Annotated in this window: 17 protein-coding genes and 2 pseudogenes; 8 read left to right on the forward strand and 11 right to left on the reverse strand. The window is 34.5% G+C overall.

Going from position 1 to position 19,674, the window contains the following annotated elements; all coding sequences use genetic code 11:
• Positions 1-7 precede the first annotated feature (7 nt).
• The gene (locus tag SOLCA_RS10680) at positions 8-1,000 is read right to left on the reverse strand and encodes a FecR family protein (RefSeq protein ID WP_014680462.1); all 993 of its coding nucleotides are present in this window, start codon (positions 998-1,000) and stop codon (positions 8-10) included.
• Positions 1,001-1,310: 310 nt separating this feature from the next.
• Between SOLCA_RS10680 and SOLCA_RS10685 the strand changes: the two genes are divergently transcribed.
• The 3 genes and pseudogenes from SOLCA_RS10685 to SOLCA_RS10695 all read left to right on the forward strand — a co-directional run bounded on the left by SOLCA_RS10685 (position 1,311) and on the right by SOLCA_RS10695 (position 3,985).
• Complete coding sequence (locus tag SOLCA_RS10685) at positions 1,311-2,330, forward strand: SDR family NAD(P)-dependent oxidoreductase (RefSeq protein ID WP_014680463.1); 1,020 nt, start codon at positions 1,311-1,313, stop codon at positions 2,328-2,330.
• Positions 2,331-2,581: 251 nt separating this feature from the next.
• Positions 2,582-3,038: pseudogene (locus tag SOLCA_RS23960) on the forward strand (DUF2652 domain-containing protein).
• A gap of 134 nt (positions 3,039-3,172) precedes the next feature.
• Positions 3,173-3,985 carry a helix-turn-helix domain-containing protein gene (locus tag SOLCA_RS10695; protein ID WP_042479655.1) on the forward strand — a complete coding sequence of 271 codons (813 nt, stop codon included), beginning with the start codon at positions 3,173-3,175 and terminating at the stop codon, positions 3,983-3,985.
• A 98-nt stretch (positions 3,986-4,083) separates the two neighbouring features.
• On the opposite strand, the gene SOLCA_RS10700 is transcribed toward SOLCA_RS10695, so the two are convergent.
• Positions 4,084-4,887, reverse strand: a complete 804-nt coding sequence (locus SOLCA_RS10700; RefSeq protein WP_014680465.1) for an alpha/beta hydrolase — start codon at positions 4,885-4,887, stop codon at positions 4,084-4,086.
• Positions 4,888-4,905: 18 nt separating this feature from the next.
• Positions 4,906-5,841, reverse strand: coding sequence for a helix-turn-helix domain-containing protein (locus tag SOLCA_RS10705; protein ID WP_014680466.1), 936 nt, complete (start codon positions 5,839-5,841; stop codon positions 4,906-4,908).
• Positions 5,842-6,148: 307 nt separating this feature from the next.
• Between SOLCA_RS10705 and SOLCA_RS23965 the strand changes: the two are divergent.
• Positions 6,149-6,286: pseudogene (locus tag SOLCA_RS23965) on the forward strand (integrase core domain-containing protein); the annotation flags it as partial.
• Positions 6,287-7,204: 918 nt separating this feature from the next.
• On the opposite strand, the gene SOLCA_RS10710 reads toward SOLCA_RS23965, so the two are convergent.
• The 5 genes from SOLCA_RS10710 to SOLCA_RS10730 form a co-directional block, all read right to left on the reverse strand.
• Complete coding sequence (locus SOLCA_RS10710; RefSeq protein ID WP_014680467.1) at positions 7,205-8,347, reverse strand: Wadjet anti-phage system protein JetD domain-containing protein; 1,143 nt, start codon at positions 8,345-8,347, stop codon at positions 7,205-7,207.
• Complete coding sequence (locus SOLCA_RS10715) at positions 8,344-11,757, reverse strand: ATP-binding protein (RefSeq protein ID WP_014680468.1); 3,414 nt, start codon at positions 11,755-11,757, stop codon at positions 8,344-8,346. The genes SOLCA_RS10710 and SOLCA_RS10715 overlap by 4 nt, the downstream gene beginning before the upstream one ends.
• Positions 11,738-12,328: a DUF4194 domain-containing protein gene (locus SOLCA_RS10720; RefSeq protein WP_014680469.1), complete on the reverse strand. Its 591-nt coding sequence runs from the start codon at positions 12,326-12,328 to the stop codon at positions 11,738-11,740. The genes SOLCA_RS10715 and SOLCA_RS10720 overlap by 20 nt, the downstream gene beginning before the upstream one ends.
• Positions 12,329-12,330: 2 nt before the next feature.
• Positions 12,331-13,815, reverse strand: coding sequence for a DUF3375 domain-containing protein (locus SOLCA_RS10725; protein WP_014680470.1), 1,485 nt, complete (start codon positions 13,813-13,815; stop codon positions 12,331-12,333).
• A 450-nt stretch (positions 13,816-14,265) separates the two neighbouring features.
• Positions 14,266-14,508: a hypothetical protein gene (locus tag SOLCA_RS10730; RefSeq protein WP_157604554.1), complete on the reverse strand. Its 243-nt coding sequence runs from the start codon at positions 14,506-14,508 to the stop codon at positions 14,266-14,268.
• Positions 14,509-15,167: 659 nt separating this feature from the next.
• On the opposite strand from SOLCA_RS10730, the gene SOLCA_RS10735 reads away from it, so the two are divergent.
• The 4 genes from SOLCA_RS10735 to SOLCA_RS22370 all read left to right on the forward strand — a co-directional run bounded on the left by SOLCA_RS10735 (position 15,168) and on the right by SOLCA_RS22370 (position 17,189).
• The gene (locus SOLCA_RS10735; protein ID WP_014680471.1) at positions 15,168-15,716 is read left to right on the forward strand and encodes a GNAT family N-acetyltransferase; all 549 of its coding nucleotides are present in this window, start codon (positions 15,168-15,170) and stop codon (positions 15,714-15,716) included.
• A gap of 236 nt (positions 15,717-15,952) precedes the next feature.
• The gene (locus SOLCA_RS22805; protein ID WP_081479992.1) at positions 15,953-16,120 is read left to right on the forward strand and encodes an Arm DNA-binding domain-containing protein; all 168 of its coding nucleotides are present in this window, start codon (positions 15,953-15,955) and stop codon (positions 16,118-16,120) included.
• A gap of 160 nt (positions 16,121-16,280) precedes the next feature.
• Complete coding sequence (locus tag SOLCA_RS22360; protein ID WP_281048057.1) at positions 16,281-16,607, forward strand: phage integrase SAM-like domain-containing protein; 327 nt, start codon at positions 16,281-16,283, stop codon at positions 16,605-16,607.
• 285 nt (positions 16,608-16,892) lie between these two features.
• Positions 16,893-17,189 (forward strand): tyrosine-type recombinase/integrase, encoded by a 297-nt coding sequence (locus SOLCA_RS22370; RefSeq protein WP_052308580.1) that lies wholly within the window; start codon positions 16,893-16,895, stop codon positions 17,187-17,189.
• A 491-nt stretch (positions 17,190-17,680) separates the two neighbouring features.
• Here SOLCA_RS22370 and SOLCA_RS23970 read toward each other — a convergent pair whose 3' ends face one another.
• The 3 genes from SOLCA_RS23970 to SOLCA_RS10755 form a co-directional block, all read right to left on the reverse strand.
• The gene (locus tag SOLCA_RS23970) at positions 17,681-17,872 is read right to left on the reverse strand and encodes an Arm DNA-binding domain-containing protein (RefSeq protein WP_042479661.1); all 192 of its coding nucleotides are present in this window, start codon (positions 17,870-17,872) and stop codon (positions 17,681-17,683) included.
• Between the two features lie 1,251 nt (positions 17,873-19,123).
• Complete coding sequence (locus tag SOLCA_RS23975; protein ID WP_081479994.1) at positions 19,124-19,261, reverse strand: colicin immunity domain-containing protein; 138 nt, start codon at positions 19,259-19,261, stop codon at positions 19,124-19,126.
• Between the two features lie 73 nt (positions 19,262-19,334).
• Positions 19,335-19,673, reverse strand: coding sequence for a DUF1493 family protein (locus SOLCA_RS10755; protein ID WP_014680474.1), 339 nt, complete (start codon positions 19,671-19,673; stop codon positions 19,335-19,337).
• Position 19,674: the final 1 nt, after the last annotated feature.

Consider the following 19,674-nt stretch of genomic DNA (forward strand, 5'->3'; position numbering starts at 1 on the left):
CCCTTTATTATTTTTTGTTCTTTAGAATTTCATATCCATTAGGTGTGGTTTTATAAGTTAGGCCATAGATCGAAAGAACCGTTTTTAAAACCCTTTCCTTTTCCTCAGTAGACTCAAATGTTCCGTCGAAGTATAGGTGTGATAATTCTTCTTCATTAAACCGAATATTAACATGATAATGTCTTGCTAATTTTCGCAATGCATCAGGTAGCAGTTCATTAACAAATACGAGTTTGTTATTTCTCCATAAGGTAACTGAGTTTGTATTAATCATAGAAGATGTCCATTTTGCATTTTTATTCTCAAACTCGATCATTTTTCCTGGAGTAAGAATTACCCTTTTTTCATTATTAAATGATTTTTTTAAATCAACAGCAACTTTTCCTGTTACAAGTACAACCCTCACAATCTGATCTTTTTCATAAGCACTAATATTAAATGAAGTACCCAAGGCGGTAGTACTAATGTTTCCCGAATGAACGATGAATGGCTTTTGGTGATTTTTTGTAACTTGGAAAAAGGCTTCGCCCGACAGCTTAAGCTCTCTTTTTGTAGTATTATATAAATTGGAATAACTAATTGAAGAGTTAGCGTTTAACCAGATTATCGAATTATCCGGCATACTTACAGACTTGATCTTTGATCCCTGGTTATCAATTCGAACCCACTGTTCATTTACTTGGTTTCTATAGTTGTATACATAGAAAAGACCTGCTCCAAAAGCTATTAAAAGCGCAATGGCGGCGGCAATCTTTAAAAAAGAGAAATGATTAATGGCTTTCTGTTGAATCACCTCTGATTCTTGCGCTATTGATCGGTAGAGGTTATTTTTTAGTTTGGTTGATACTTCAGTTGAAATTTCTTCCGTCGATCGTCCCCACCCTGCTTCTAAAAACTGATCCACTATAGAAGGATGTGACGAAATGTATTTTTCGACCTCCTTGCATTCCTCTTCATTACATTTCCCGGAAAAGTACTTTCTAAACAATTGACTATCCATGAATAAATAACTTTTGTAAAAATTACACCCATAGTACGTTTAGAAAACAGATCACGACTACCCGTTTTTCCAGTTTTGTAAAATTTAATACTTACCAAATAATTGATTAACAATTAATTAATATGAACTATCTGCTTTTAATTCGTTTACATTAAAAATGTAGCTGAGTAAATAGAAATCCTATCACCTATAAATTACATGAATTTAATTCAACACCATATGGCCTTTTAAACAAAGTAAAATAGGCCTTTTAAACAAAACCCGCGATAACAACCTGTTTTACTTTTGTATAGACAAAACGAAATTAAAAATGAAACAAAGCAACTATCAGGGTGCACTTCAACACCCGCTCGGCTCAGGCTTCAACGCCAAATCAACAACTACAGAAGTTATCAAAGGCATTGATCTTACTGGTAAGATTGCTATCGTAACAGGCGGCAACACAGGTATTGGTTTAGAAACTACAAAGACACTGGCTGCCGCAGGAGCGACAGTAATCGTACCCGCCAGAGATGTAAACAAGGCCCGGAAAAATCTCGAGGGTATTGCTAATGTAGAGATCGATGTCTTGGACATTATGAATCCAGCTTCTATTGATTCCTTTGCAGAAAAATTTCTTGCATCAAGCCGACCACTGCACTTATTGATCAATAACGCAGGTATCATGTGGGTACCATTGCGTAAAGACAGTCGCGGTTTCGAATCACAATTAGCAACCAACTACATCGGCCAGTTTCACTTAACTGCAAAACTATGGCCTGCACTGAAACAAGCCAATGGCGCACGGGTGATCAATGTGTCTTCACTGGGCCACCACATGGCACCGTTTTCTTTCGACGATCCCAATTTTAAGCACCGTGAGTACGAAACATTACAGGCTTATGGCCAATCCAAAACAGCCAGCAATCTATTTGCTTTGGAACTGGATAATCGAGTAAAATCATTCAACGTGCGGGCCTATTCACTACATCCGGGATCAATCGCAGATACAGAATTAGGTAGGGAAGCATCAGTAGATCTCTTAAAGAAAATGGGATTATTAGATAAAAAAGGCAATGTTCATCCAGAAATCTTAGTCTCGTTAAAAACAATTCCCCAAGGCGCTGCAACTACTGTATGGGCTGCAACCAGTTCGATGCTCAACACGATCGGTGGCGTATATTGTGAGGATGGGGATATCGCCGAATTGTTATCAGTGGATTACTCCGATCAAATCAGTGCAAAACTTCACCAAAGCGGCGTAATGCAATATTCATTGGATGAGAACGACGCAAAGCGTCTGTGGGCCCTCACCGAAGAAATGACTGGAATTGTGTTCGATATAAGCTAAGTAAGAAGGTATTAAACTATCATTATCCGGTTAGGTAACATTCACCTACAAATACAATCTCTATGGATACTTTAATATCAAACAACAACAAAATAGTAAGTCAGGGGAATTGTACAAACAACAAAAAAGGCTTGGTGTTCATTCCAGACATTAGTGGCTTCACTGAATTGGTTCGAAGCACCGACTTGATAACCGGACAAATCATTACTCAGGAATTGCTTTCTACTATCATCCGGCATAACCGGCTGGAAATGGAGATTGCAGAAATAGAGGGTGATGCAGTCTTCTTCTTTAAATGGAAAACCATTCCAACAGAAGATGAGCTTTATGAACAATTTGAGAAAATGAAATCGGCATTCGATGAAAAGATCATAAAACTACAAGAGAAGTTTGAACTTAAACTGGACCTTTCTCTCAAAGCTATTGCTCACTGGAGAGATGATGGAATTTTCTATCGAAGGCTTTCGCAAACTGTATGGCGAGAGCGTTATTGAGGCCCATCGGCTGCTTAAAAACAATGTACCAGGACGATCTTACCTTCTTATAACAGATCAATTAATGGGTGCATCAAAGAAAAAAGTAACGAATAGTTTATTAACAACACATCATTCAAACAAACTGTGTGAGATTTATGATGGGATTAGAAATCTATGCTTTACTTACATCCTTTTTGAATGTATGCAACCCAAAGGCTATCATTTCTCATAATCAAAATTTTGGATTTAAAGGCTAAGCAGCGGCCCCTTATAAATAGTAAATTTAACATAGTAAACAAGCTAAATAGTTTATCGATTAAATTTGTTAAGAACTACTTCTGTATAGTTCACCTTATTTTTTCACATATGGAATATCAGGCAAAATACATCACCGAAGACATCAAGCTTTCCTGCTACCAGGACAAATTCTTCAAATCGGACATCATGTTTGAACACCACATGCTTATCTGGTTCATTTCCGGAGAAACTAAAATAGTGCAGGCTGAGGGAACTTATTTATTTCAAAAAGGTGATATATTTTTAATACCGAGAAACCAGCTTGCAACTATAATAAATTATCCTAAAGATGGGTTGCCACATCAAACAGTGGTGATGCACCTGACTACTGAATGGCTGCGGAATTTCTATGACAAGATTACATTCAGACCAATAGTGGCAGGCGAGCAAAAAATTCGCCATTATAATAATCATCCATTATTGCAAAGTTGCCTTTCGTCACTGATACCCTATTTTGATATGAAGGAATTGCCTGCGGATATTGCCAATCTCAAAATTACGGAAGCTGTAAGCATCCTGCGATCCATCGATTCCAGCATCGACAACATACTGACAAATTTCGAGGAACCCGGTAAGATTGACCTGGCAGGTTATATGGAAAAGAACTTTATGTTCAATATGCCTTTGGAAAAATTTGGATATCTTACCGGCAGAAGCCTGACAACATTTAAGAGGGATTTTAAAAGAACTTTTGACACCACTCCTCAGAAATGGTTAACCCAAAAACGTTTGGAACTTGCACATTATCAATTTGTGGAGAAAAGAAAGAAGCCTACAGATGTTTGTTATGAAGTTGGGTTTGAGAATCTTTCACATTTTTCCTTCGCATTTAAAAAGCATTTTGGTTATGCACCGACTGAATTGTTAGCAGCAAAAAGTTAATTGCAGAATAAACATTCCCATAAGTAACAACTGAACATAAAAATGGGCCAGCAGAAATGCTCACCCATTTATATTCTTAAGCTTAATACACTTAAACTTTATTTGTTATTTGACGCATTATGGGCGGCCTCCTCAATTACTTTAGCAACTGCTTCGGGTTGCGACATAAAGATCACATGACTGCCTTTTACTTCAGTAACCTTGGTGTTTGAGCGTTTGTACATATTATGTTGAATCTCCGGAGCAATACTCTTATCTTCAGTTGCAACAAGTCCATAGGTTGGTTTATCATTCCATGCTGCTTTAGTTATTGGAGTAACGAAACCTTTGGCGTAAAAGGCACCTTGTGAAGCGTACATGAAATCAGCCTCTTCTTTACTGATATCGGCACAAAAACCTGCATGGTATTTAGCCTTATCATAATAAACTATTCCTTTATCATTTGGAGGTAATACTCCATTTTCCGGAGCAGGAGGAGCTGTTTGCAACCATTGTAACGCCGATTCTCCTTTATCAGGTTGGAATGCTGCAACATAAACTAAACCTACCACCTTTGGATGATTGCCCGCTTCCGTTATCACTGCACCACCCCATGAATGGCCTACAAGAATAGTTGGCCCGTCCTGATTGTCTAATACAACATTTGTTGCGGCAACATCATCTTCTAATGAGGTTAGTGGGTTTTGTACAACTGTGACATGATAGCCTTTCTTGGTAAGTACATTATAAAGTGCTTTCCATCCTGAACCGTCGGCGAATGCACCATGTACTAAAACCACATTTTTTACTTCTTTTGTTGTTTGGGCGTTAGTTTCCATAGTTAAACTTACAATTGATGATAAAACAATTACGGTAGATAATATACCACTTTTTGATTGGTTAATTAAGTTTGAAGTTTTCATTTTGTATCGGTTGATTTTTTATGCCTGATCAACAATACAAAGATGCAGCAGTAATTGTGGCTGGAGAATGAGGATATTTCCCGAAGGTTTGTAATTATTTCCCGAGGGAAACATTTTCCCTATTATTTCTAAACTCAAGGGGGGATAAAGAGGTGTGTCGTTTGAAGAAATTACAGAAGAAGCTGCATCATCAAACCCTAATTCGTGGGTAATTTCTTTAGCTGATTTATTAGTATAGGATAAAAGTCTTTTAGCCTCTATGATTATTCGATCTTGAATAACCTGTATTGGAGTTTTCTGATTGTATAAAGCAAAAAGATTGGATAACGTTTTAGGCGATTTGTTTAATAATTGAGCATAGTAATTTACTGAATGTTCGGTACGAAAATTAGCCTCGACCAATAAATTAAACTTGCGGAATACATCTAATCGCTCGTCATTAAGTTTCGGATCGGGTATGTATTTAGATTTCGCCAACCGTGTGATAAATATAATGAGACGTTTCAAGAGTACTACCAGCATTTCATTTTGAATGTTATCCTGAGTATTAATCTCCTCTATAAAGATATTTAATAACAACCGAAGCCTATTTTGAGCAGCGTCATCAAGATTGATAAAAAGCACCTCTCCCATGCCAAATAAAAATCCTACGCAACTTACCTCTGCGTCATGATCAATGATGCAATAAAACTCACGATTAAACTGCCACGCTACAACATCAGAAGCTCTCTCAAAGTAAAAGGATTGATTGAACATGAGCGGCAGAACAGTGTTGGGCATAAAATCATGTTCCACATTATCTATTGTGACTGTTTGCTTTTCACCGCGATTCCAAACAATGGTGAAGTATTTCTTTTCTTGATCACGGCCATAGTAAAAGCGACCGAAATTTTCTTCTCCATTTATAAGTAAAAGATCGCCACCAGCTTTCTGATCTGTAACTAGAAATTTCATAGAGAAAATTAAGTCAAAAAATTAACAACTTATAGTTTTATAAAATCTCTTCCAATTAATTTAACGAGTTAACTATATCGGATACAAACTATGTATGTTGATATGCCATCCTTGCCATCGTCATATTGTTTGAAATTCATGTCTCTTTGTGTGTAAAATTATTGTTCTGTTGTTTTATAGCTGATTTTTTGATTAGGGGCAAATTATCCAGATGAGGCATTGCCCCGTTGGACGATTGGAGTAAAGAGAACAGAGTAACCCTGGTGTTCATCCAACCAGGCAAACCGACCCAGAACGCTTTGTCGAACGTTGCAATGGCAGCATTCGAAGGGAGCTATTAAACACCTATGTTTTTAAAACCTTAGGCCAAGCGAGAACTAAAGCTGCAGAATGGATGGAGGATTACAATTACAACCGTCCACACAGTGCCTTGAACGGTATGTAGCCGGATGAAATGTTATTAAAATCAACAGGCGTTTGCCTCCCTGAGCATGTTATTCAGGTAGAATGTGAAACTTGAAAACTCTACTTCTAAAAGGTCCTAAATTTGGGAGGGGATCAAGGTTGGCGCACAAAGCGGCTATTTAACTAGTTCATTGGGGCTAGAACAGATAGATCCATCCGAATACATTTCTGAAGAAAAGGAAAAAATATTAAGTAAAAATACTTACGAAGTTTTAAGAATACAGCTCCAACCTTTTTAATAATTACCATCTTGAATTAATTATCATTTGTTCTTGATTACATTTCAAAATTATCTCAAGTATATTCAAATTTCTTTCTAGAATTAATCAATTTCCCATCAGGACTATGGATATTTCAATCTAAAAGTATTTGACTGCTCCTGTATGAATCTAATCAACTTAAGAAAGTTAACAAAGAGTCAACTCCATTCCCATCAACTCACAGATTAATAAAAAAATCCTTGCAAATCAACCATTTACAAGGATTTTTTTTATTTTACAGACAACTCTAAATTTGATTAAAAAACAATTCAATAAAGTCTTTACACCAATCTACTACATTCCAATCATTATTTTTCCAAAGATTAAATTCTAAAAGCAGAAGCCATTAATTCCTGCTCACTTCTTGGTATACTAATGCCTGCTGCAATTTTTATCCAATCAACTATAGCTGTTTTTACCTCATCATTTATTTATTCATTTCCTTCTCACTAAGTCTGAAATAATCTCCAACACTGTTTTTCAATGAAGATATTTAACATTACTTATATCAAATCAATCTATTTGATATATACATTTATCATCCAAAAGAAATGTATAACTGAAAATGAAAACATCTACAAGTAGGGACATCGCTCTTTTCTCCTTCTCAAACATCCGCTTTTTCATTTTAATCAGACTTAGCTTAAACTTGATTCCAACCACTTATTAACATACTGTTGAGGTATCCTTTCCTGCTCTAATCTTATATTGCCAGTTCTCAATTCCACATATAATTGTTTTTCTTCTTTAGACAAATGATTAAGGTTGCTTACATTTGATTTGCTTCCTGAAACTTGATAAATGCTAAACTCTCGGAGGGTTGTTTCATCCATCATAACAGATATTACATGACTGTAATATCCGCGCAATTGGGATAATATCTCAAACCCATGAATATCTAAATCCCCCCAATAAAAAATTTGTTTATCATATAGCCATTTGATGTTTTTTAAATTCGTTACAGCATAACCACCACCCCATATCGCAATAGTATCATTTAGATCCGGGAGAGTAAGAAAATTCATTATATTTTCAGTGATTAAAATCTTCTTACACGTTAAATTTGATTTTACAAAATCGCTTAGGGGTAGACTTATGTCAGTAAACCTGCCTTCAATAGCTAATAATTTGTCTAAAAACCTTAATCGGATACGAGGCTCCTGGTACTTTAATCCAAATCGTTTATGAAAGAAACTTTCCTCCATTTTAGTTAAATGAGGAACAAGTTCATCTAAAAGCGTCCGTAAAATGCTTATATGAGATTCTACAAACTTAGTGTCAATGGCAATAGGAAGTTCTCTGATATAATATTTCTCAGTTTCATGAAAACTCATAAACCATAAACAAACTTTAATCAAATCATCCCATTTTAGAGAGTTATTGATTACTAAAAGAGGATTACTGATACACCAATCTTTTAATTCAGGAATAAGAGATAAAATCTTTTTGATATCAGAATTAAAAGCTTCAAACTCCTTTTGCTTGCCAACATACTTAAGAAAATCTATTTGACTTTCAAATATTATAGCTTTTGGTATATCTTGAACACCATGCAGTCTATTCTTGGTTCTTTCTGCAACAACAGTATAACCGAACCCTTTTCTATCCTTTGAATCATCCATTATATGGGCAATCTCCCGACTCATTGAAACAAAATCTTTTGAAAGTGATTTATCAGCTCTAATGTGAAATGGGAAAACATTCTCTTCCGTTAAAACAGAGCGGAGTACTTGGGGGTAGATTCTATCTGCTTTTTTCTTTATCTCAGTTGTTGTGATCATGATAATTCAGACTGTAAATAATCTTCCCGATGCTCTACTAACTGTTTTATTGGCATATCATAAACAACGGAATGACGATTATCCTTACGTTGTACGAAATGGACCCGTGCAATATATGGCTCAACGATTGCGACCTCTTCAGCCTTCGCCGGTGACACTACCATAACCTGCAAATGAAGCTGTTTACATAACTCCATTAAAAACCTTGCCTTTTCATCATCCTGTTTACTGAATGCTTCATCTACGCAAATAAAACGGAAAGAATTAGTATTTAAGCCTTCCTGATGAATACCGAATTGGTAAGCAATTGCTGAACCCAAGATGGTGTAAGTAAGTTGAGCTCCTTCACCGCCAGAAAGCTTTGCCGTTCCAGTATAGCTCCGAAATATTTTTGTTTTATCTTCCTTATGATGTTCAACAGCTTTAAATTTAAGCCAATTTCTAACGTCCAGCACTTCTTTTCTTGCGGTTTCATCCGAGGTGAGATAGTCCAATAAGCCTTTAATTTTATTAAAACTTTGTTCTAGGATATTATCATCTTTCGTTCTTTCGAATTCAATAAGATTAGGCTTCCAATCATTTAATCTGATCTTGAAATCCTTTACCCGTGGGGCATAATCCTTCTCGATATGCAGTTTAATAAATGTTGGGGGATTACTCTTAAAATCAATTTTTTCAAGAGATTTATTCAGGGTTTCAATGTTATCCTCAATATCCTCTTCCTGCCTTTCTAACCATGTCTGAAAATCAGACATCTTCGTAATCATCTCTTCATTAAGGTATTTCTTAAACTGTTGTTTATACCCTGCGAGTTCCTGTTTTTCTAGTTTATCTAACAATGCGATGTATTCATCTATAAACTCAGCCCGCTCTCTTAAACGATGGGTTTCCGAACTCCAATCTTCAAATTGATCCGTAATATTTCGTGGTGGATTGATAAAGGCTCTCATCAAAGTCTCAACAGCACTTTCCTGAGATCTTATTTTGTCCTTATAGGTCTCAATACTTTCGTAGATTATGCTTTGTATCCTCTTCCTAAAATTGTCAATAGAATCTAATTTTAAATCAATATCAGTGATGAAGGTGTTTTCAAAACACAGGATATCTGTCTGGTCTGGAAGAATAATATACCTGTTAATAATTTCAATCGTCTCTCGTAGTTTCTGCTGCTGCTGCTTTATTTCTGCACCGATAATAGTTATAGTATTTTTTAGCCCATCTAACTTTGACTTCAATACTTGCAAATTGGCCACTAATCCATCTCGCTGATCTTTAAGTGTTTTAACTCGGTCATTGCTCTTTTGAAGTGCTTCTATTCTTATTTTATTTTCCTGAATTTTCGACGAAAGACTCCACCAATCTATCTTTTTGAAATCATCATGTTCAATGAAACGAGTTAAATTGTCTCCTATGTTTTTTTGTCTATCCTGTTGATTTTTGATATACTCTATTTTTTTTACGGACTCGGATACCGCAAGATTTAACTCCGCTGCTTTTCCCTTCAAAACAGATAACTTTTCCTTATTGTCCCAACCAAGAACATATAGTTGCTGGTTTTTAACTTCAGGCCTGTCGTCCTTTTCATGACGGGTGGAATTCTTGAATAAGCCTTTGCTGGTAAGAGCCTTTTCTAATAATTGGAACGATTCCAAATCATCTGTACAAATAAAATTGAACTTTTTGTTAATTTCAGATTGAACCCATTCGGTGTACTCAGTTTTTTTGAACTCAAGCTTATAAATCAATTCACCTTCATCCACTTGTTGGAACAATCTTGGGGATACGTCTCTTTTATTGAATCTTTGATAAATCATGCGACCTCTTAAATCGTAATTATTTATATATTCATTTACTTGCTGATAATATTTATCAGGTACGATTAAACGAAGTGCAAAATTATGCAGAACCTTTTCAATAGCTGGCTCCCAATATTTTTCATCTCCTTTTATTTTAATTAACTCAGCTACAAAGGGGATTTCTAATTCTGAGGCACCCGTATAGTCTAATAATTCTTTTCTAATTCTTGCAGTAGAGCCAGTGATATTATTTTTTTGAGACTGAAGGATGCTTAGCTCATTGGATATATTATCAAATTGCTCATTCAACTTTTCCTTAAGTCTTTTTGCCTGATACTGATCTTCTTCCAATTTTTCCAGCTCAATGCTCACTTTAGATTTACTATCTTTTGCAGTATTTCTTTGTTCCTCAAATAAGCTTGCCGATTCTGGGTTTAATTGGAAGTCTAATTCTTCGGCTAAACGATTATACTGTTTTAATACTTTTTCTTTATCCTCCTTTTCCCGAATTAGTCTTTTGATTTCTTTTTCAATATCACCAACCTGCCTTCCGACCTCATCGGATTCGATTTGAACTGATACTTTTACGATTTTATCCTCTACATCTCCAATCTCCTGCTGTAATAGACTTATTTCTGTTTCTCCTTTCTCTTTTATTTTGCTCTCTGAAGAAAGAAATGATTCAATTAATGATTGGCTTTTCCTAGCAAACCATAGTGGCAAGATTTCCTGGTGCTTTTCTTGTAGCACTAAATCAACCTTATCAGCGGTAAGAGTTACCCCAACATCACGAATTGGAGAAAGGAGTTCAATCTGCTTGTTTGTCTTCTCGATTGCTCTGTGGGCATCATTTAATGTTTTGAAGTAGGATTTAATCTTCTGAAATTCGATTTCTGAATCCCTCTCTTCTAACATCTGAAAGCGAACAAATTCATCCAGATTCCCTAATACCTTAAGACCAATGGTTTGACTAAAGAGCGTATGTGACTTCTCTGAACGCATACCTAATACCTTCCTCATCATCCTCCCATATTCGCCAGGGCTATCCATAAACATCAATAATTCTTTACTCCCTTGTTTAGGGTATTTTTGCTTTAATCTCTTCTTCCAGTCCCCATTGCTATCAAAAGGCATCAGATCCCTGCTTATTGATAATTCTTTATAAGCGATAATAAATGTTCTCTTTAATTCGCCACCGGCAAACCAGCGTGCCTGGATTAGGGTAACAAATTGGGATTCATTCTGAAATACAGCTAATAAAATGGATTGGGCCTTAGTCTTTTCGGCCCTTAACCTCTTAATCTCTCTAGCGTTTGTAATTTCATTTTCTGTTTCTCCATATTCTCCCATTACGTAACTATCTTCCGTACGCTCACCTTTAGAGCCTGCAGTCTGATTATAAAACCGCATCCTTTTTTCTGGTACTAGCAAGGTTAACAAACCATCTACTAACGTTGTCTTACCTGATGCGTTTGCACCAGTTAACAGGGATGTCTCGCCTCGGGGCTGGAGCGTCCATATCTTATCATCAAAAGTTCCCCAATTCCAGATCTCATAAGCATGTAACCTAAAGCCAGATTCATTGGGTTTGGTACTAAACAGACTTAAGCTCATCTTCTAATAATTGTTTAAATCGAGTTAGTTCATCATTTGTTATGCGAGCCTTTATGATACGTTTCACTTCATACAGGTCGTCATCGGAATTGGACGATTGCTTATTTACAATTTTAAGAAAACCCATTTTCTCACAAGCGTCTAAATGTTTATTAAGCTCTTTGATAAACTTAAGCTCATTTGTTTTTTCTTTGAAGAACATTTCAAGTCGATCCCTAAATTGTTTAACTGTGATATATAGATTGGTAGTTTCAACATCATTGGATTCAAACTCAAGCAGCCATTCTCTCAGTAATACACAAACTAAGGTCAAGTCATAACTAAGCGGTATCCGCCGAATAAGCCCTATAGTTAATCCCGAGTCATCTAACTCTATTTGTTTAAGATATGCATACCCATCGCGGTTATCTATTATTACATTGACCGCTATTTTCTCAAAATACCGGGTCAGCTCTACATGGTATTTGTTAATCTCTTCCCATAATTCTTTTTGATCCTCAAATACAGGCCCTTGTAATAATTTAACTGCTGCCTTTGCATAAACTGCTATGTTAGGATTTATAAACTCCATAATTAGTTTGAAAATATAATTTGAGGTAGTTCGAGGTATTTGTTAAGGTAATCGTCAAAGCAGATTGTCTCTTTAACTGTATCATTTATGAAAAATTTACTAGAGGTATTAACCAATGTAATATATGCCAAGAGTTCTGATAATCCTTTTGTTATTCCCTTTATTTCAACAATCTCTTTCAATGAGATCTGACTTCTGTCCAAAAGCAGTTCGTAAATATTATCAAGCAATAATTTCTTCTCTATTAGATCGGCATTGAAGAGTTTTGATAAATCCCCTATATCTTCTATAGCTAGGGATGCGCTTTCAGCATTCATAGTGAATATGTTAACTTCAGGTTTTTCACCTAGTTTTCTTTCCAAAGGAAGATAAACATCTGCGTCTCCATCCAATTCCATGCAGACGTCTCGTTCGAATGGTTTGTTGATACGTTTTATAGCCATCGTACGAATAGCTGACATTAACTCTCTTGTTTTACGAGATTCCAGCTGATCTTTTGCCACAATTTCCCGACTAAGCTTATCTGCTAATATCCCATTCTTATCAAGTACTCTTCTGGCAGCTATATGAAGCAAATTTTTTAGCTTGCGAAGAGAACGAGACGAAACTTCGATTCCCCGATCTTCCAGGACCTGATAAACTTCTTTAGTCAATTTCTGAAAATCTGCCTGGCTCACATCGTCGAGCATAAATTGCCAAAATGCATAAAAGCTTTTGCCTTGGTCAGTTGCCCGCAGTTCATATAATGCATCAAACGTCTCAGCAAGTAATTTACCCTTAGAAAGATTCGTATTTTGTTGACGTTCGTAAATTCTTCTTGTTATATCTTTAAAATTATCCTCTACTTCTTTAAAATCACCAATTAATTCATTTGCCAACCGGTTTATATCTTCATACCTTGATTTAACTTGATAGTCCTCATAAGTTGTTACAAATCCATCGATTTTTATTTTTCTAATTTCTTCCTCAATTGTTTGTTTTCTCTTTTCAAGTTCATCAAGACGTTTCACTTTATCAGGATTAGCATTTTCAACTATATCCCTTAGTTTATGAAAAATATCTTTAAACTTAGATTCTGTGCCAACGAACTCCCTCTCTTTCAATAGATCAAAAAACTGAAAGGCTTTTTCAGTATGCTTTGAAAGCAACACAAAAAGTACTTTGCTGCTATCATCCATTATATTGCGCAGATAGTTCAAATCTATCCAACGATCAATATACAACTTTGCCTTTTCATCGAAATCAAGGATGAGTTTAACTGATTTAAATTCATCATCATCATCATCTCCATATTCAATCTCCTCTAAAAAATCTCCCAACTTTTGCACAAGGCTCTGATATGGGATCATCATTTGTTCGTTCTCCTTAAACTCCCGATTCAAGAAAGTAATAATCAACGGAAGATTCCGAGCCCGAAGTAATTTTAGGGTAATAGCAGAATCAATATGGATTCTTACTTTTAATATAGAATGAAAAGATTCCAGCATCACAGTTAATTAGAGTGTAATTTCATAGTAACTAACCAAGATATCTTTTTTATTTAAATTCAGACTTTCTAGCGAGTATTTTCTTCAAAATCCGAAATATAAGTTTACCGTCATTGCAACGATCAGAAGACAATCCCATGCTGATGCCTAATTGGATACCTCCGGTTTTAACAGGAGGATTAACCCAATATGTCTTGTTGCCAGTTATTGAGATAATTTAACCGGATAACCGATTGAGATGAGGGCCTCAAGATAAGCCCCGACTATGCCCTAGTACATACCTCATAATCCTTCTATTAGTCTTTCTGCCTCCTCCTGTAGATTAACTGGTAGGCCATGTAAAATTTCTTCTGACTTGTCATCCTTGACTCCTTATCTTTTACTCACAAACAATAGTGTTACTTTTAGATTACTCCCACCACTTATTTTTAACAGTGGAAAATCCATTATTTAGAAAACGTTCCGCATTATCAATAGCGATTTGGTTAACAGTTCGGGACCAAGATAAGAACGTATATTAATAGCAAACTCTCTTTCACAAATAGATTTGCTTACCATTTGAAAATCGGTACCAAATAGTACTCGCTCTCTTACTCTCGTATCAGCTTCCAGAATCATTTTCAGTAAAGGTAACAAGGAAGTATCATTTAAGGTGTAGCTAATATCTGCATACACATTCGGATACATTCGCATTAAATCACAAATAATGGTAAACCAACTGAAATTATTTTCTCTATCACTATCAATATGCCCATTTACTAACTCAGGTGAAGGAAATTCAGATTTTACTTTGCGATACTTGGTCTCAATCCAAGGACTATTTAAGTAGTTATGCCATTCTTCTTCTGTACCTCAGTGACCAATACAACCTTATAAATTCAATGACTTGAGTCGTTCTTTATTGACCCAATAATCAATAAAACTCCTTTCAAGTGTTCAAACAATTTTTCATCAGGGCTACAACAGAAAAAAGGCTTTTAGAGAAATCTAAGAGCCTTTTTTGGTTTTATACCCTATTAAACACTTCTGCTTTTTTATTGTCTTTTTTCTTGTGCGCCAACAGATGCGCCAAATGTTTATAATAAACAACATCATTGCATTATGGACAATTTTAACAAGGTCTGACATCATAATGAACTTTGATTCGGTAAACATTTGACCACTTGGAGATTCAAATAGAATAGTTATTTTAGAATACTTAAACCTCTAAACAATATCAACTATGAAGTCAACCAAGAATTCAGCTATAGTGGTATAAACGCAACTATTTATAATCAACACAACACGAGTAGCATTTAGGACTCTTTAGGGGCCAGCTTAAAAGACGTACAACACTAAAGACACTAACTAGCATGAAAATATTTGCAGAAACCGAACGACTAGTTTTAAGAGAATTAGCATACACAGACGAAAATGACTTATTCGAAATGGACTCTGACCCAGACGTTCATTTGTTTTTAGAAAACAATCCTGTAAAGTCAATTGACGAAATAACAAAAGTGATTGAAATGCTTAAAAAGCAGTACAAGGAAAATGGAATTGCACGTTGGGCTGTAGTTGACAAGGTAACAAATGAATGTGTTGGTTGGTCGGGACTAAAGTATTTCAATCAGTTACTAAATAATCACCACAATTTTTACGAACTCGGTTATCGGTTTAAGAAAAAGCATTGGGGAAAAGGTTTTGCTACAGAATCTTCAATCGCAATAGTAGACTACGGATTTAATAATTTGAATGTAGATTCAATATTTGCAATTACCGACCCCAAAAATGTAAACTCTAAAAAAGTATTGACTAAGTTAGGTTTTGACTTTCAAGAAACGTTTGACTATGAAGGTGACCCGACAGATTGGTTTGAATTAAAAAAAATGAATTGGGGAAATAAAAAGTCTAACCGCTAACAGGCGTTTGAACCCAGAGGTCACGGGTTCTACTCCCGTCTCCGCTACCACAGATAACAGATAAACCTTTAGTGATAAACTAAGGGCTTTGTTATTTTGTATTACCTCTGATTAGGTTTACTATAAGGTACACTTCTTTGGTACATATAGGTATACTTCTTCACCTCTATACACCTCTGTTTAATAGATAATTATATCAATGCTTGCATAAATAATCCAACATTAATAATGTAAGTATGATAAACAATTTAAACATCCTGTATTTCTTATACAGATCAAAAACAAAAACAGACGGAACCATTCCTATCTGTTGCAGAATAACAGTAAATGGAGTAAGGAAACAATTCTCAACTTCTCATTCTGTGAGGGAAAAAGTATGGAATAATAAAAACACAAAGAGTTAAAGGAGCATCAACAGAGGCCATACTTATCAATGACAATCTTTCTAAGATCGAGAATGACATTTAAAAAATCATAACAGTTCTATCCGTTGAAAACAAACCTATTATAATCGATGAAGTTTACAATAAGCTTATCGGTGTAAATGAAGAGAAGAAAACTTTAATGCAGGTCTTTGAACATCATAATTACAAGATGAGAAACCTTATCAATAAAGAATACTCTCCAAAGACTCATCAAAAGTTCGTTGCCATCCAGAATAACATTCAAGAATTTTTAAAGTATCATTTCAAAAAATCAGACATTGCTTTAACAGATTTAAAACTCAGCTTTTTAGACGACCTAGATTACTATTTTAAAACAGTAAAAAATCACAATCAAAACACAATTAATAAAACTATTGAGAGGGTTAAAAAAGTTATCAAAGTTGCCAAGGTAATGGTTGGATTCAGATTGACCCATTTCTTTTGTATAAGAAAAAGAAATATCTAAAGGAGGTTGTTTTTCTCGAAAAAAAAGAATTAAAACTATTAGAAGATCATAACTTTTCACAGAAGAGATTAGAACAAATAAAGGATTGTTTTATATTTTCTTGCTATACAGGGTTAGCTTACAATGAAGCCAGTGTATTGACCAAAGAGCACCTTATTGAAAGAGAAGATGGTTTCTTATGGATAGAAATGATCAGACAAAAAACAAACCGTCCTCTCATTATACCTCTATTACCTAGCACTTGAAATACTTTATAAATACGGATTCCCAGAAAAAGAACGACAATTGTTACCTCCAATTTCAAACCAAAAATTCAATAGTTACTTAAAAGAAATTGCTGAAATAATAGGATTAAATAAACATCTCACTCACCACATTGCAAGAAAAACTTTTACTTCGACAGTGCTAATGGATAATGACATTCCTATTGAAATTGTATCCTACTTACTGGGTCATAGCAAAACAAGTACAACTGAAGTGTATTACGGCAAAATAGTGAGAAATAAAGTAGCTGAGCACATGAGAAATCTGCAATCCAAACTAGGCAAAATAAGTAGCTCTAAAGACATTGATGAATTATAATAAGCATTAGGGGACATCAAACTGAACAACAAATACATACTTATTTAGATGAATTTGAGAAAGGAGTAATTATACAAGCAAGCGGAAACCAGGATTTTCAATTTTAAAAAAACTAATCTTCTACTTACAATTTAGTTTCTTTATGTTCTTTTGAAAATTCTATTGCTGAATATATTCTGATTAATTATTAGTAAAAAGCATTTTAACTCTTTAAAATGAAGCTTTGTATATTTATGTTCGCAAAAAATAAAAACAGGAATGACAAAATTTAATTATGATAACGAAGCAAATAAATTAGCGCAAGCTATAGATATTGCAATTCAAACTTTTAAAATGTATCCAGCTAAATGATTTGATGAAAAACAATTAAACCATGTTATCAATGTTTATGAAAAATTTAAAACAGAGGTATTGTCTCCTGAGAAAAGATTTAGAAATAAATCAGGTTTAAACCAATCAACAAATGACGTGTTTACCTACTTCCAAGAAGGTCATGTCCAATATTTCCTTATGAATTGCAGCCCATCAAATTTAACTTTATCGATATAGGAATTTATATCAATTGCTTGTTGAGAACTACCTTTAACATAACCTGCCTTCTGATCCCATTTCGATATTTCAATCTCTCTTTTTAGCGAAAATTCCTTTCTTACACTTCCTACTGAGATACGGCAATAAATCAATCCTTTTTATTGACACTATTAACAGAAGAACGGATCAAAAATTTTAAAGAATAGTTTCTCATCACAAATCACATTAAAATGAAACAATTCGCTTTAAAAGGCGATTTAACTCACTGATTTTCAAACAGAATGAACAAATGGATACAAATTAAATTATTTAAAGAACTGATTAACAACCACTTAATTAAATCACTTAATCAATTTATTAAACATAAATCAACTCACCAATAGCTCACCAGAAATTTGATTTGTTTTGATTTTAGATGATAGGAGAAAAAGAAAAAACCCTCTAAATCATATAATTTAGAGGGTTTTGACTTTGCTTGTTAAGCTTGTGGTCGGGGTAGCAGGATGACCTCACAAAACCACAACTATATATATATATCAAACACTTACAGTAAGTTAAAATAATTCAACTCACTAATAACTCGTAAAATCAAAGCTTAAGCATCTTATTATTGTCTCTGGATAATCTATCATTCATAAAAGATATCATGGAGTTATTTTAGGAACATCAACAGATCTAAAGTCATATAAGAAATAACCTATAAAGATTTTCGTTTTTCTAATAAACTTCCCTCATCATTCTCAATATCAATGAGTTTATAATTCCCAACTTTTAAAGAAAGTTCATATCAGAACATTTCAAAACATATATTGTATCCATGGCTATACCAGATAATTGATAAAGTAGTGATTGCTTGTAAAGATCCGTATTTAATTTCTTCATTTCTTAAACCAATAGTAGTAATGGCGCATTGAAGTCTCTGACCATCAACAACAAAGTCTATACCCTATCATATGTATCCAAGAAAAAAATAAAAATGCCAAGAATTACATGCATTAAAAGTATAGGCAAATTAAAAGCAATCGCAGAAACAAATGGAGCCATTAGTAAATACTTATTAGTAAAATGCAAGGTAAAAATATAGACTACCAGCCTCAAGACTCTTGGAAACCTAAGCTTAACATCAATACCATTTACTTGATGATATACATAGACCTGTACGATTGAAAGTAATGCAAGGAGGAAGCAAAGCCAGGATAAAAATACCATCAAATTAAAACTTTCATATCCTACAGTCCTTAAATAACAGAGAATAATAAAAACCGTTATTAGAGCTATAACCGGAATAGCGATCCATCTAAATTTTGTCATTTTAGTTGAAAAATCTTATCAACAATTAGAAAATTGACCTGCTTACATACTATACTCCTCAAAAAACGTTCGAACTCACCCTTAGCGGCTCCTTAAAGTAACCTATTAAGAATGGATAGCTTGTCTCTTAGTCTTTCTCTTAACACATTCTCATTAATATTAAATTTATCATTGAGGTCAAACAATTCTTCTGGATTATATTCATCAATATCAAGGAAAATCGAGTCCATTATAAAGTTGACATCATAACAAGCCCGGCTATGCCGGGCTGTACTATCGCTTTATCTTTAAGAGGAAAGAAAATCAACTATTAATCACTTCCTCATCCAAACGACCTGCAATTACTGCCTTTTCAAGATGTTTCATTATTAAATCTTTTTGCTTTGCTTTTTGCCTACCTGTAAATAGCCTTATTATAGCTGGAAAAATTCTATCTCCTTCAGGTTCAAAATACTCTGCTGCTGAAAATTTAGATACATCTACATTGAATTCCTTACCAAATGCGATAATAAATTCAACAGCATCATCACCTGTGATGCCTAAATCATTTTCTAAAGAGGCACATTCCGTAACTTCAATTTCAGTAACAGCAGCTTGTTTTACTATAAACTTTTTTATCGTATCAAAAATCTCATTGTCCATT

The sequence above is a fragment of the Solitalea canadensis DSM 3403 genome (genome assembly GCF_000242635.2).
GTDB classification, from domain to species: domain Bacteria; phylum Bacteroidota; class Bacteroidia; order Sphingobacteriales; family Sphingobacteriaceae; genus Solitalea; species Solitalea canadensis.